14 protein-coding genes are annotated in these 13,600 nt (G+C 75.5%); 10 read left to right on the forward strand and 4 right to left on the reverse strand.

Annotated features, from left to right (window positions below):
- Positions 1–57: 57 nt before the first annotated feature.
- On the reverse strand, positions 58–1,155 hold the full coding sequence (locus tag AC0GKK_RS02510) for a baeRF2 domain-containing protein (protein ID WP_489883057.1): 1,098 nt from the start codon (positions 1,153–1,155) through the stop codon (positions 58–60).
- A gap of 46 nt (positions 1,156–1,201) precedes the next feature.
- Entirely contained in the window at positions 1,202–1,912 is a 711-nt protein-coding gene (locus tag AC0GKK_RS02515) for an IclR family transcriptional regulator (RefSeq protein WP_208825419.1), read from the reverse strand.
- Between the two features lie 84 nt (positions 1,913–1,996).
- On the opposite strand from AC0GKK_RS02515, the gene AC0GKK_RS02520 reads away from it, so the two are divergent.
- The 4 genes from AC0GKK_RS02520 to AC0GKK_RS02535 are packed head-to-tail and all read left to right on the forward strand — an operon-like array spanning position 1,997 to position 6,010.
- The gene (locus tag AC0GKK_RS02520) at positions 1,997–3,187 is read left to right on the forward strand and encodes a CaiB/BaiF CoA transferase family protein (protein ID WP_489883058.1); all 1,191 of its coding nucleotides are present in this window, start codon (positions 1,997–1,999) and stop codon (positions 3,185–3,187) included.
- Positions 3,184–3,921: an acetoacetate decarboxylase gene (locus AC0GKK_RS02525; protein WP_208825417.1), complete on the forward strand. Its 738-nt coding sequence runs from the start codon at positions 3,184–3,186 to the stop codon at positions 3,919–3,921. The genes AC0GKK_RS02520 and AC0GKK_RS02525 overlap by 4 nt, the downstream gene beginning before the upstream one ends.
- Positions 3,918–4,817, forward strand: a complete 900-nt coding sequence (locus AC0GKK_RS02530; protein ID WP_489883059.1) for a 3-hydroxyacyl-CoA dehydrogenase NAD-binding domain-containing protein — start codon at positions 3,918–3,920, stop codon at positions 4,815–4,817. The genes AC0GKK_RS02525 and AC0GKK_RS02530 overlap by 4 nt, the downstream gene beginning before the upstream one ends.
- Positions 4,814–6,010 carry an acyl-CoA dehydrogenase family protein gene (locus AC0GKK_RS02535; RefSeq protein ID WP_251782758.1) on the forward strand — a complete coding sequence of 399 codons (1,197 nt, stop codon included), beginning with the start codon at positions 4,814–4,816 and terminating at the stop codon, positions 6,008–6,010. Before AC0GKK_RS02530 ends, AC0GKK_RS02535 begins: the two co-directional genes overlap by 4 nt.
- Here the strand turns inward: AC0GKK_RS02535 and AC0GKK_RS02540 are convergent.
- On the reverse strand, positions 5,964–6,815 hold the full coding sequence (locus AC0GKK_RS02540) for a hypothetical protein (protein ID WP_489883060.1): 852 nt from the start codon (positions 6,813–6,815) through the stop codon (positions 5,964–5,966). The genes AC0GKK_RS02535 and AC0GKK_RS02540 overlap by 47 nt on opposite strands.
- 107 nt (positions 6,816–6,922) lie before the next feature.
- Here AC0GKK_RS02540 and AC0GKK_RS02545 point away from each other — a divergent pair, with 107 nt between their 5' ends.
- The 6 genes from AC0GKK_RS02545 to AC0GKK_RS02570 all read left to right on the forward strand — a co-directional run bounded on the left by AC0GKK_RS02545 (position 6,923) and on the right by AC0GKK_RS02570 (position 12,511).
- A complete protein-coding gene (locus tag AC0GKK_RS02545) occupies positions 6,923–7,252 on the forward strand; it encodes a hypothetical protein (protein WP_489883061.1) in 330 nt (109 codons plus the stop codon).
- 46 nt (positions 7,253–7,298) lie between these two features.
- Positions 7,299–7,694, forward strand: a complete 396-nt coding sequence (locus AC0GKK_RS02550) for a hypothetical protein (RefSeq protein ID WP_489883062.1) — start codon at positions 7,299–7,301, stop codon at positions 7,692–7,694.
- Between the two features lie 215 nt (positions 7,695–7,909).
- Complete coding sequence (locus tag AC0GKK_RS02555) at positions 7,910–9,028, forward strand: polyprenyl synthetase family protein (RefSeq protein ID WP_489883063.1); 1,119 nt, start codon at positions 7,910–7,912, stop codon at positions 9,026–9,028.
- Between the two features lie 86 nt (positions 9,029–9,114).
- A complete protein-coding gene (locus AC0GKK_RS02560; protein WP_224402583.1) occupies positions 9,115–9,873 on the forward strand; it encodes a class I SAM-dependent methyltransferase in 759 nt (252 codons plus the stop codon).
- Entirely contained in the window at positions 9,870–11,480 is a 1,611-nt protein-coding gene (locus AC0GKK_RS02565) for an FAD-dependent oxidoreductase (RefSeq protein WP_405417248.1), read from the forward strand. The genes AC0GKK_RS02560 and AC0GKK_RS02565 overlap by 4 nt, the downstream gene beginning before the upstream one ends.
- Before the next feature lie 23 nt (positions 11,481–11,503).
- The gene (locus AC0GKK_RS02570; RefSeq protein WP_489883064.1) at positions 11,504–12,511 is read left to right on the forward strand and encodes a DUF5914 domain-containing protein; all 1,008 of its coding nucleotides are present in this window, start codon (positions 11,504–11,506) and stop codon (positions 12,509–12,511) included.
- A 33-nt stretch (positions 12,512–12,544) separates the two neighbouring features.
- Here AC0GKK_RS02570 and AC0GKK_RS02575 read toward each other — a convergent pair whose 3' ends face one another.
- Positions 12,545–13,576, reverse strand: a complete 1,032-nt coding sequence (locus AC0GKK_RS02575) for an AraC family transcriptional regulator (RefSeq protein WP_489883065.1) — start codon at positions 13,574–13,576, stop codon at positions 12,545–12,547.
- Between the last annotated feature and the right edge of the window lie 24 nt (positions 13,577–13,600).

Here is a 13,600-nt window from a genome sequence, read left to right on the forward strand (position 1 = left end):
CGATCATGCCCCGGTCCCGACCGGTCCGGCCGGGGACGGGGCACGACGGTGGCGCGGTCAGGAGGCGGGGCCGACCGGGAAGCGCAGGACGGCGCCGACGCCGTCGGTGAGCGTGACGTCGTCGCCGGGGTGGACCAGCACGACGGCCGCACCGGTCGCGGCGGCGGCGCGGACCAGGACGTTCGCGGCCGGACCGGACAGCGTCGGGGTGTCGCCGACGAGCTCGTCGGCCTTCTCCCCCACCGCGGCCGGGTCGGAGCCGGCGACCAGTTCGGTGCCGGGCACCGCGGCCGGGTCGACCAGCAGGGTCTCGACGGCGTGCGCGCGGGTGGCCCCGGTGACCTCGCCGAGCCCGGTGACGGCGAGCCCGTCGCCGCGCCCGGACGCGGTCGCGAAGCTCGAGAGGGCCTCGCCGCGGCGGGTCTCGCGGACCTCGTCGGCCGCGGCACGGACGGTGTCGTCGACCTGCTCGGGCACCGTGCCGCCGGTGTTCTCGATCTCGGCCATGATCCCGGCCGAGGCCGGCGGGAGCTCGTCGCGCAGGCGGGACCGGGACTCCGCGTCCCCGACGACGACGAGCAGGCCCGCGTTGCCGGCCCGGACGGACTTCTCGACCTGCTCGGCGACGGCCTGGGAATTGCGCTTCCAGGTCTCCTCGACCCGGGCGTCCGCGGTGCCCTCGCCGGGGCCCGCGGTGCTCGCCTTGTGGACCGGGCCGCCCGAGTCGGTCGACACCTCGGAGACCGTGCCGTCCACACCGCGGACCCGGCCACCGGTCCGGTCGACCGCGACGACGACCGTCGCCACGTCCTCCCCCACCGCGCCGAGCACGCCCAGCAGGTCCGGGACCGCACCCCAGGCCGCGGTCCCGCGCTCGGGCGGGAACTCGGTGTGCCGGTCGAGCAGGACCCGCGCGGCGTCGGCGACGAGGACCCGCCCGGCCGTGCCGTCGGGGGCGTCGGCGGCTGTCACGGCCTCGTCGAGCACGGTGAGTGCCGACTCGTCGGCACCGTCGTCGGCCAGGCGCTCCCGCAGCTCGCGCCAGCGCAGGCGGTACTGCTCGGTGGCGTCGGCGGTGTCGTGCGTGGCGTCGAGCACGACGGTCGCGAAGGGACCGTCGCTGTCGTTCAGGGGTCGGATCCAGTCGGTACGCATCACCCGCCGCCTTCCCGGCACACCGGGCGGCAAACGTCGCGCCGGGTCAGGTCGACCAGGCCCCCGCGGCGTCGGCGAGGGCCTCGGCGACGCCGGCGGGCAACGGCCCGTTCCCGCGGTCGGCGGCCGAGAGCGCACCGGTGACCCGGCCGTCGTGGCGCAGCGCGACCGCGACGGCGACCGCCCCGGGCAGCAGGGCGCCGCTCGCGCCGCGTTCGAACCCGTCGGCACGGATCCGGGCGCAGGTGTCGAGGAGCGCGGCGGCGGCGCCGGGATCGCCCTCGTGCGCGGCGAGCGCGACCCGCTTGCGCTGGGCCTGGCCGAGGTGGGCGAGCAGGACCCGGCCGGCCGCGGTGTCGGGCAGCGGCGCGCGGACCCGCGCCGACAGCGCCACGTCGAAACCCTCGTCGGCGCCCGCCCAGTCGAGGTAGACGGCGTCGTCGCCGATCCGGGCGGCGAGCAGCACCGGCAGCCCGGTGTGCCGGGCGAGCTGGTCGAGCGCCTCGTGCGGGATCGCCGGGACGGGTGGTTCCCCCGCCCTCGCCGCGAGCATCCAGGGCGCGGGGCCCAGGGTGTACCGACGGTCGCGCTCGTCGAGGTAGCCGGTGGCGACCAGACCGTCGACGAGCTTCTGCACCGAGGACACCGGGGCGCCGACGCGGCGGGCCAGCGCCGACAGGGAGCTGCCGCCGGGCCGGCGGGCGGCGGCCTCCAGCAGACCGGCCACCCGGTCCACGGTCCGGTGGTGGTTACGCATATGGGTAAGCCTAGCTCGCAGGAGCGAGAAAAGTTAGCCATGCTCATGGAGAGCGTGACGGCGAGCGAGCGGAAGGAGCACGACATGGGTGGCGCACTGGACGGGCTGCGGGTGATCGACCTGGCGTCGGTCGTCATGGGCCCGTACGCCTGCCAGATCCTGGGCGACCTGGGCGCGGAGGTGATCAAGATCGAGCCGCCGGCCGGGGACATGACCCGCCGCACCCTGCCGCAGCGCAACCCCGGGATGGGCGCGCTCGCGCTGAACGTGAACCGCAACAAGCGCTCGGTGGCGCTCGACCTCAAGACCGAGGCCGGCCGCGCGGTGCTCGACGACCTGCTCGACACCGCCGACGCCCTCGTGACGAACATGCGCCCGGGTGCGCTGGACCGGCTCGGACTCGACCCCGGGCGGGTCGCCGAGCGCTTCCCGCGCCTGGTCCAGGTCCGCGCGCAGGGCTTCCGCAGCGACTCCGAGCTCGCCGACCGCGCCGCCTACGACGAGATCGTGCAGGCGTCGTCGGGGATGGTGGACCTGATGCGCCGGGCGACCGGCACCCCCTCCTACGCGCCGACGATCCTGGCCGACAAGGTCTGTGCGCTGACGATCGCCTACTCCACGCTGGCCGCGGTGATCCACCAGCGGGCCACCGGCGAGGGGCAGCTGGTCGAGGTACCGATGACCGACACGCTCCTCGCGTTCAACCTGGTGGAGCACCTGTCCGGGCACACCTTCGTGCCCGCGGAGGGCCCGACGGGGTTCAACCGGTCGATGGCCGCCGGGCACGAGGCCGTCGCGACGAAGGACGGCTGGGCCTGCATCCTGCCCTACACCCCGCGCAACATCGCCGACTTCTTCACCGCGGCCGGCCGCGACGACCTCGCCGCCGACGAGCGGTTCGCCACCTCCCCCGCGATGGCCGCACACCAGCCCGAGCTGTACGCGCTGATCGCCGAGCTGGCCCCCCGGCGCACCACCGACGAGTGGGCGCAGCTGTGCGCGCAGCACTCGGTCCCGTTCGCGCCCGTCCTCGCCGTCGACGACGCCGAGACCGACCCCTACGTCACCGACGGCGGCCTGCTCACCGAGGCCGAGCACCCCACCGAGGGCCGCTACCGGTCCATCGGCTTCCCGGTCCGGTTCACCGCCACCCCGGGCGGGATGCGCACCCCGGCCCCCACGCTGTGCGCCGACGGCGCCGACGTGCTGCGCGAGCTGGGCCGCACCGACGACGAGATCGCCGCGCTGGTCGCCGACGGGGTGCTCGCCCGATGAGGGCCGCCGACGTCCTCGCCGCCGGGACCACCCCGCTGACCGCGCCCGCGTTCACGCCGGGATCGCACCGGTTCACCGACCGCGAGTACCTGAACGTCGTCTACCGCACCGATCCCGACGCGTTCCGTCGCGCGCTGCCCGAGCCGTTGGTGGCCGGGGAGCCGCTGGTCCGGTTCGAGGTCATGCACATGGGCGACGTCGACGGCTTCGGCCCCTACACCGAGTCCGGGCAGGCGCTGGCGTGCTCCTTCGACGGCGAGGACGGTGAGTACCTGCACGGCATGTGGCTGGACAACGCACCGGCGACCTTCGCCGGGCGCGAGCAGAGCGCCTACCCGAAGGCGTTCGGCACACCACGACTGGGCGTCGAGGACGGCGCGCTCGTCGGCACCCTGCACAAGGGCTCGCTGCCGGTGGCCGTCGCGACCATGGCCTACCAGCACACCGAGCTCGATCCGGCGGAGGCCGCCGCGCAGGTCGGCGTGCCGACCTTCATGGTCAAGCTCGTGCCGGGCCGATCCGGACCGGTCGACGCCCGGCTGGTCCGCACCCGGATCACCGACCTGACCGTGAAGCGGGCGTTCACCGGACCGGCCCGGCTGCAGCTGTTCGACCACGTCCTCGCGCCGCTGGCGGACCTGCCGGTGCGCGAGATCGTCTCCGCATCACACGTGCTGACCGACCTCACGCTCGCGCCGATCACCACCGTGCACGACTACCTGGAGGAATCGTGAGGATCACCGAGATCGGTGCCGGCACCATCGGCGTCTCCTGGACCGTGCTGCTGGCCGCGGCCGGACACGACGTCGTCGTCACCGACCCGCGGCCGGACCTGGCCGAGGTCGTCGACGCCGGTGTGCGCCGGTTCGGGTCGGCGGACCTGCTCGAGCGGGTCGCCTGCGAACCGGACCTCGCCCGCGCCGTGGCCGGTGCCGACGTCGTCCAGGAGCAGGGACCCGAGCGCCTGGAGGTGAAGCAGGACATCTGGGCGACCGCGGCCGCGCACGCCCCCGCCGGTGCGCTGCTGCTCAGCTCCACCTCGGGGATCCTGCCCACCGACGTCGCCGCCCGGCTCGACGACGACGCCGCCGCCCGGTTGCTCGTCGCGCACCCGTTCAACCCGCCGCACGTCCTGCCGCTGGTGGAGCTCGTCGCCGGCAGGCGCACCGCGCGCGACAACGTCGCGCGGGCCGCGGAGTTCCTGCGCTCGGTGGGCAAGGACCCGGTCGAGATCCACAAGGAGGTGTACGGCTTCGTCGGCAACCGGCTGCAGTCGGCGCTGTTCCGCGAGGCCGTCTCCCTCGTCCGTGACGGTGTGGTCTCCCCCGCCGAGCTCGACCGCGTGGTCACCGGGGCGCTCGGTCCGCGCTGGGCGACCGGCGGACCGTTCCTGAGCTTCCACCTCGGCGGCGGCGACGGCGGCCTGCGCCACCTGCTGGAGCACCTCGGCCCGGGGATGGCGCGCCGATGGGCCGACCTGGGGGACCCCACCCTCGACCCGGACACCGTCGAGGCGATCAGCACCGCCACCGAGGACGCCTACGGCCCCAGCCGCGAGGCCCTCACCACCGCACGCGACCGCGCCGAGACCTCCGTGCTCGCCGCCCGGTCGGAGATGGAGGAGTCATGACCGCACCGCTTCCCGCCGACCTCTTCGGCTACGTCGACCTGCTCGCCCCCGAGGAGCAGCAGATCCTCTCCCGGGTCCGCTCCTTCGCCGAGGAGCAGATCGCCCCGATCGCCGACGCCTGCTGGGACCGCGCGGAGTTCCCGCACGATCTGCTCCCGGGGTTCGCCGAGCTCGACGTCGTCGGGCTGGCGCGGGAGTGGCCGGACCGGCCCGCCTACTCGCGGCTGCTCACCTCGTTCGTGTCGATGGAGCTGTCCCGCGTCGACCCGTCGATGGCGACCTTCTTCGGCGTGCACGCCGGGCTCGCGCTGACCTCGATCGACCTGTGCGGGTCGCAGGAGCAGAAGGACCGCTGGCTCCCTGCCATGCGCCGGATGGAGAAGATCGGCGCGTTCGCGCTGTCCGAGCCGCACGGCGGGTCCGACGTCGCGGGCGGGCTGGAGACCACCGCCCGCCGCGACGGCGACGAGTGGGTGCTGGACGGCGCCAAGCGCTGGATCGGCAACGGGACCTTCGCCGACCTGGTGATCGTGTGGGCCCGCGACGTGGCGGACGACTCGGTCAAGGGCTTCGTCGTCGAGAAGGGCACGCCCGGGTTCACCGCCACCAAGATGGAGGGCAAGCTCGCGCTGCGCACCGTCCAGAACGCCGACCTCACCTTCGACGGCGTGCGCGTCCCGGAGGCGAACCGGCTGCCCGGCGCACAGACCTTCGCCGACACGAACCGGGTACTGCGGGTGACCCGTGGCGGCGTCGCCTGGAACGCGGTCGGCGCGATGGCGGGAGTCTTCGAGCTGGCCCGCGACTACGCGGTCGAGCGCGTCCAGTTCGGGCAGCCGATCGCGTCCTTCCAGCTGGTCCAGGACCACCTCGTCTCGATCCTGGGCGCCGTCGTCGCCTCGCTCGGGATGGCGGTCAGGGTCGCCCAGATGCAGGACGACGGCACCTTCCGCGACGAGCAGGCGGCCCTGGCCAAGCGACAGGCCACCCTGATGCTGCGCGACGCGGTCGCCCGGGCCCGGGAGGTGTTCGGCGGCAACGGGATCCTGCTGGAGAACAAGGTCGGCCGGTTCTTCAACGACGCGGAGGCCCTCTACTCCTACGAGGGCACCAAGGAGATCAACACCCTGGTCGTGGGGCGCGCGGTCACCGGGATCGGGGCGTTCGTGGGACGGAGGCCCGCGAAGCACTGAGCACCGCCAGGGCGTCGCGCAGCGCCCGCAGCCCGGTGACGGCGGGGTCGTCACCGGGCAGCGCCGCGAGATGGGCGTCGACGCACTCCCGGTACAGGCCCGCCAGGTGGTCGGTCAGCAGGGTCCAGGCCGCCACCCGCTCGCCGAGCGCCCCGTCGCGCCACCGCAGGGCGGCCCGGGCCAGGTCGCGGTGGGCGCCGTCGTAGGAGGCGACGGCGGCGTCGTTGCGGCCGATCTCCCCGGTCGTGAGGGTGTGCAGGAACCGGACCGGGAACAGCACCGTCTTGGTGACCGCGCGCGGCCCGCGGGCCAGCAGTGCGGCCGGGTCGGCGACCGCGGCGAGCCAGGCGTCGTCGACGCGCTCGACGAGGAACCCGGCCGAGCCGCGGACCAGCTCGTCGTGGCCGGGCGGGACGGCCCCGTCGCGGACGTCGGTGCCGTGGCGCAGCACGCCGGAGTCGAGCAGGTCGAGCCGGTCGACGGCGGGCAGGCGGGCCGGTCGGCGCCCGGTGCCGTGGCGCACGGTGTCCGGGTCGGCCCAGAACACCGAGAGCCGTTCGGCGAGCCCGTCGGTGCCCGCGGCCGCGTCCCGGGCCGCGGCGACGACGTCGTGCACCCGCGAGGCCGTGCCGCCGCCGGTCTCCCGCAGCACCAGGGCCAGGTCGACGTCGCTGACGGCGGGGGCGAACCCGCCGTGCGCGAGGCTGCCGAGCGTGTAGGCCGCCACCAGCTCGTCACCGAACTCGCGGCGGGCCGCGTCGGTCGCGGCGGCCAGCACCGCCTCGCCCCGCTCGTCGTCCGCCACCGGTCCAGCCTGCCACGCGGGGCCGTCGGACGACCGCCGGACGAACCGGAGGGCCCACCCGTCCCGCCGCGGGTTGCGCACCGCCGGCACCCGGGGATGATCACCGAGTGCTCTACATCGGACCGGTGGAGATCCCCGGGTCGGACGACCACGAGGGGTTCGTCAGCGCGGACACCGCCGACGGCCGCGCGACGGGGATCTGGAGCGACGCACGCCGCGCCCCGGCCATCGCCTACCGCGCGGCCTGCGAGTGCGGCTGGCGCGACGACGTGGCGTTCGTCCCGGACCGGCTCGGCCACTCCGCGGCGCTGCGCGCGTTCGTGGACCACCACTTCACCCCGGTCACCGGCTCCCCCGCGCTCGACCCGGTGCGGCACTTCCTCCCGGCCTGGGCCGCCGTCGTCGGCGCGCGGGAGCTCGCGCCCGCGATGGCCTGAACGACCGGTTCGTGCACCTGCGGCCGGTTGTCGGCAGACTGCGAGGATGTCCGCCCCACACCGCCACGCTGCGCCCGACGTGACCCGCTCCACCCCCGTCCTGGCCCTGCGGGTGCTCGCGACCGCGTCGGTCGTCGTCCTGGCCTGGCAGTTCGTGACCGCCGCCGGCCTGTTCACCGGCGGCGACGTCGGTCCGCACGGCACCGGCGCGATCGTGCTGCACGTCGTCACCGGGCTCGCCGCGGCGGCCGCGGTGTGGCTGCGTGTCGTCACCGCCGGCGCGTGGTGGCCGTCGGTCCTCGCCGTGGCGGTCTTCGCGTTCACCTTCGTCCAGGCGTGGTTCGGCGACATCCCGGGCCTGATCGTGCACGTGCCCGGGGCGATGGCACTCGTGGCCGGGTCGGTGTGGCTGGCCGCCTGGTCGTTCCTCCGGACCGGCTGACGACCCGGACGGCCGGTGACGTGGGTCACCCGAACCACGTGGCCGCTCCGTCCGAACCCGACCGGGGTGGTCCGTCCGATTCGGCGCGCGCGATCACGACACCCCCCATACCCTCGACAGGACCCGGCCCGGGTTGTGCCCTCGGCCCCCGACCGGGTCCGGACACCGACGTCCGGCCGCTCACCACCCCAGGCGACCCGACGGGAGGCCGCGCGATGTTCGTGGAGACCGGGCAGGACCGGCGGCTCGAGCACGTCCCCACCCACCCGGACTGGGTCGCGGAGATCCGCGGCCGGGTCCGGGCCCACGTCGACGAGACCGTGCGGCTCCGGTGCGCCGAGCACGTGCACTCGATGCGCGGTGCGGACTTCGTCGCCGGGGTCCTGAGCGACTTCGTCGGCCGGGGCAAGTACCTGCGGTCGATGTTCGGCTACCTGGGCTGGCGGGCCGCCGCCCCGGACTCCCCCGCCGCGCTGGCGGCCGTGTCCGGGCTGGAGCTGCTGCACGCCTTCGCCCTGCTCCAGGACGACGTCATGGACCGCTCGCAGATGCGCCGAGGCCGCCCGACGGTGCACGTCCAGCTCGCCTCCTGGCACCGCGACCAGGGCATGTCCGGCTGCCCGGACCGGTTCGGCGAGTCCGGCGCGGTGCTGCTGGGCGACCTGTGCCTGGTGTGGGCCGAGCAGGCGATGCGTGAGAGCGGGCTGCCGCGTGCGGTGCTCGAGCGCGGCTGGCCGCGCTACGACGAGATGCGCTCGGAGCTGGCCGTCGGACAGTTCGCCGACCTGCTCAACGAGGCCCGCCGCGTCCCCACCCTCGACGAGGTGATGGACGTGCTGCGCCGCAAGTCCGGCAACTACACCGTCCGGCGCCCGCTGGAGCTCGGCGCCGCGATGGCCGGGGCCGGACCGGAGCTGCTCGCGGCGCTCGGCGACTACGGGACGATGGTCGGCGAGGCCTTCCAGATGCGCGACGACGTGCTGGGCGTGTTCGGTACCGACGCCACCGGCAAGTCCGCGGGCGACGACCTGGCCGAGCGCAAGGCCACCAGCCTGGTCGTGCTGGCCCGCGAGGTCGCCGGACCGGCCACCCGGGGCGCCCTCGACGCGCTGCTCCACGGCTCGGACGAGGCCGACGGCCCGGTCGACGTCGCCGCGGCGCGGGTGGCGATCGAGTCGACCGGGGCCCGCCGCCGCATCGAGGAGCTCATCGCCACCCGGATCCAGGGTGCACTGCGGCTGGTCGACGGCGCGGTCGCCGACGGGGTGCTCGGCGACGACGTCGCCGCGGTGCTGCGCGCGATGGCCGTGCGCTGCGCCGACCGGGTCTCCTGACCGGGGTCGGCCCCCGCGAGTGGCTGCGGTGCAACAGGATGCGACCCGACGCGCCGTGCGACGCCGGCGGTCCTAGGCTCGCGGACATGGTCGACCGTTCCCCGTCCCGTCCCACCCGCCCCGGAACCGTCGGCCGTGCGGGCCTGCCCCGCGAGCAGGTCCCCTCGCACTTCGACGACGGCGCGGCCGACTACGACCGCCTGGTCGGGATGAACCCCGGCTACCACGACCACCTGCGCGCCTCCGCGGCCCGGATGCGGCTCCCCCGTGACGGCGCCGGGCTGCGTCTGCTCGACGCGGGCTGCGGCACCGGGGCCTCCACCGCGGCGCTGCTCGGTGTCGCCCCGCGCGCCGAGATCGTCGCCGTCGACGCCTCGGCCGGGATGCTCGAGCGCGCCCGCACCAAGCCGTGGCCGGCGTCGGTGCGGTTCGTGCACTCGACCGCCGAGGCCCTCGCCGAGAACGGGGTCGAGGGCCCGTTCGACGGGATCCTCGCCGCCTACCTGCTGCGCAACCTCGACGACCCGGACGCCCAGCTGCGCCGTTTCCACGACCTGCTGCGCCCGGGCGGGGTGCTCGCACTGCACGAGTACTCGGTCGCCGACTCCCCCCGCGCCCGGCTGTCCTGGCACGCGGTCTGCTGGGGGATCATCGTGCCGCTCGGCCGGATGACGACCGGCGAGACCGCGCTGTACCGGCACCTGTGGCGCAGCGTGAACACCTTCGACGGCATCGGCCGCCTGCGCGACCGGGTGCGCGCCGCCGGGTTCGACGCCGTGCACTCCGAGACCATGACCGGCTGGCAGAACGGCGTCGTGCACACCGTGCTCGGGACGCGGTCGTGACCGCCCGCCCGACCGACCCGCGCCGCGTCCGCCACGAGCCCGCCGGTGGCCTCGGCGACGCCGGGCAGCTGGGGCGGCGGCCGCGGGCGGTCGTCGTCGGGGGCGGGATCGCCGGGCTGGCCGCGGCGACCGGGCTGGCCGAGCGCGGCGTCGTCGTCGAGGTGCTGGAGCGCGAGCCCTACCTCGGCGGCCGGGTCGGTGGCTGGTCGGAGACCCTGCCCGACGGCACGCCGGTGTCGATGAGCCGCGGCTTCCACGCGTTCTTCCGGCAGTACTACAACCTGCGCGCGCTGCTGCGCCGCGGCGACCCCGGACTGGAGCGGCTGGTGCCGCTGGAGGACTACCCGCTCGTCGACGCCCAGGGGCGCCGGGACACCTTCCGCGGGTTGCCGCGCACGCCCCCGTGGAACGCCGTGCTGTTCGCGCTGCGCAGCCCCACGTTCCGCCCGTCGGACCTGCTGCGGCTCGACGCCCGCGCCGCCGCGCCGCTGGCCGCGGTCAGCGTGCCCGGCATCTACGAGGCGATCGACCACCTCGACGCGCAGACCTTCGTCGAGTCGATCAACTTCCCGCCCGCGGCCCGGCACCTGGCGTTCGAGGTGTTCTCCCGCAGCTTCTTCGCGCCGCCCTCGACGATGTCGGCCGCCGAGCTCGCGACGATGTTCCACATCTACTTCCTCGGCTCCTCCGAGGGTCTGATGTTCGACGTGCCCGACGCCGGCTTCGACACCGCGCTGTGGGAGCCGCTGCGCCACTACCTGACCACCCGCGGTGTCACGTTCCGGACCGGGGTCGCGGTGTCCTCGGTGGAGCGGTCCCCGGTGGACGGTGTCGGCAGTGGACGGTTCCACGTGAATCATCGCGACGGCGGCGGCAGCGAGGCGGACGCGGTCGTGCTGGCCACCGACGTGCGGGGGCTGCGCGACATCGTCGCCGCCTCCCCCGGCCTGGGCGACCCCGCGTCGGCCGTCGACGGTCCGGACGCGCTCGCCCGGTGGCGCGACGACGTCGCCGCGCTGGGCAGCGCCCCGCCGTTCCTCGTGCAACGGCTCTGGCTCGACCGGCCCGTCGACGCGACCCGGCCGCCGTTCCTCGGCACCGGCGGGCTCGACCCGCTCGACAACGTCTCCGTGCTGGACCGCTACGAGCGCGACGCCGCGGGCTGGGCCGCCCGGCACGGCGGGTCCGTCGTGGAGCTGCACGCCTACTCCGCGGCTCCGCCCCCGGGCGTCGACGACGACACCTGGACCGCCGACCTGCGCCGGCGCTCGGTCGCCCGGCTGCACGAGCTCTACCCGGAGACCGCCGGCGCCGGGGTGGTCGGCGAGCTCGTGCAGTGGCGGGCGGACTGCCCGATGTTCGGCGTCGGCGACTTCGCGCGGCGGCCCACCGTCGCCACCCCCGTGGACGGCCTCGTGCTGGCCGGCGACGGCATCCGGATCGACCTGCCGGTCGCGCTCATGGAGCGCGCCGCGAGCACCGGCTGGCAGGCGGCGAACCGGCTGCTCGCCGGCTGGGGCCTGGCCGGCCACCCCCTCGAGACCGTCCCCACCAGCGGCCGCCTCGGTCCGCTGCGGCGCGCCGCCGAGTACGCGATGCGCACCTGACACCCGTCGAAGGACACCACGTCATGACCCTGCTCTCCCGTCTCACCGCGCACTGGCCGTCCCACTGGCCGCTGCAGCCGCTGCCGTCGCAGAAGTGGGCGGCGCAGAAGCCGACCTACGCCGGCGCGGACCCGAAGCTGATCTCGGCCGCACTGGAGCGGGCGCAGGCGCGCCCGTCGGGGAACTGGTTCGTGGTCGCCGCGAGCCGGGAGATCCGCGGCGACCGTCCGCTCGGCGTGCGCATCGGCGGGGTCGAGCTCGTCGCGTGGCGGGAGGAGGACGGGACGGTGCGCGTGGGTCCCGGCGCCTGCCCGCACCTCGGTGCGCCGATGGCGCTGGCGGCCGTCGACTGCGGCGAGCTGGTGTGCCGCTGGCACGGGCTGCGCCTGGGCGCCCGGTCCGGCCCCGGCTGGGCGGTGCACCCCGTCCACGACGACGGGGTGCTCGTCTGGGCGCGGCTCGACGACGTCGGCGGTGAGGAGCCGACCGAGGCCCCGGTCGTCCCGGCCCGCCCGGCCGGCGCGGTCCTCGACGCCGTGACCACCCTGGTCGGGGTGTGCGAGCCCGAGGACATCGTCGCCAACCGGCTCGACCCGTGGCACGGCGCCTGGTTCCACCCGTACTCGTTCCAGAAGCTGACGGTGGACTCCGCGCCCGCCGTCACCGACGTCGACGAGTCCGACGACCGCTTCCTGGTCACCGTCACCTTCAAGGTCGGTCCGGGGCTCGGCGTCCCGGTGCGGGCGGAGTTCGTGTGCCCGGAGCCGCGGACGGTCGTGATGCGCATCGTGGAGGGCGAGGGCGTCGGCTCGGTCGTCGAGACCCACGCGACCCCGCGCGGCACCGACCGCGACGGGCGGCCCCGGACCGCGGTGATCGAGGCCGTCGTCGCCGGGTCGGACCGGCCCGGGTTCTCCGTCGCCTCGAAGCTCGCCCCGGCGATCCGCCCGGCGATGGCCGCGGCCGCCACCCGGCTGTGGCGCGACGACCTCGACTACGCCGAGCGCCGCTACGCGCTGCGCGCCCGGTAGGACCGTCGGCGCAGCACGGGGCCCGTACAGCCGTCAGCCCACCGGCAGCCCGGCCGGTCCGGCCTTGCGCAGCTCCCGCGGAGGCCTCCCGAACCAGCGCCTCGACGCACGGGACAGCGCCGACTGCTCCGCCAGCCCGATCATCGCCGCGACCTGGGTGAACGGCAGGTCGGTCCGCAGGATCAGGCGCTCGGCGGTGTCCCGGCGGGCGTCGTCGACGACCTGCTCGAACGTCGTCCCCTCCACCGCGAGGTGACGCTGCAGCGTGCGGGGGTGGACCCGCAGCAGCCGGGCGACGGAGCCGATCCGCACCGGGCCCGACGCCAGCGACCGATCGACGGCGGCGCGCACCCGGTCGGTGACGGTGCGCCCGGGCCGGTCGAAGTGGGTCTCCAGGTACTCGATGGCGATGGCGCGCACGGTCTCGTCGCCGCCGGCCAGCGGGCGTCGCACGAGGTCGGCGGGCACCCGCAGCACGGCGGCGGGCCGGTCGAAGCGGACCTCGGCGCCGAAGAACTCCCGGAAGCGGTCGGCGTCGGCGGGAGCGGTGTGCGGCAGGTGCACCGACCGCAGCCCGTAGGGCCCGCCCGACAGCAGCCCGACGATCCGGTGCAGCACCCCCACCCCCAGGTCGGCGACCTGCGGCGGGAGCGGGTCGGTGCTGCCGTACTCCAGCCCGGTCACCCCGGCGACGCCCTCCGGGTCGGCGACGGCGCCGATCGTCAGTGCCGGGCTGTGCACGTAGAGGTAGCGCGAGGCGCAGTCGAGCGCGTCGCCGAGGGTCGCCGAGTTCTGGACGGCGACGGCGAGCGGCCCGAGGATCTCCGGGCCCTGCCGCTGCGCGAGGCGCAGGCCCAGGTCGCCGCACCCGAGCTCGGCGGCCGCGGTCTCCAGCACCCGGGCCACCGACCGGGTCGGGACCAGCGCGTCGGGGTCGGTCCCCTCGACGGCGTCGATCGGGATGCGGAACCGCGCGAACAGCTCCGCTCCGTCGCCGCCCAGCTCGCCGACCAGCGCGACGAGCCCCCGCAACGCCCTCGCCCGGGTGAGTGATCCGGCGCCCATGTCGTACGAGGGTAAGTTGTTGTC

It is taken from the genome of Pseudonocardia sp. P-1 (genome assembly GCF_058111925.1).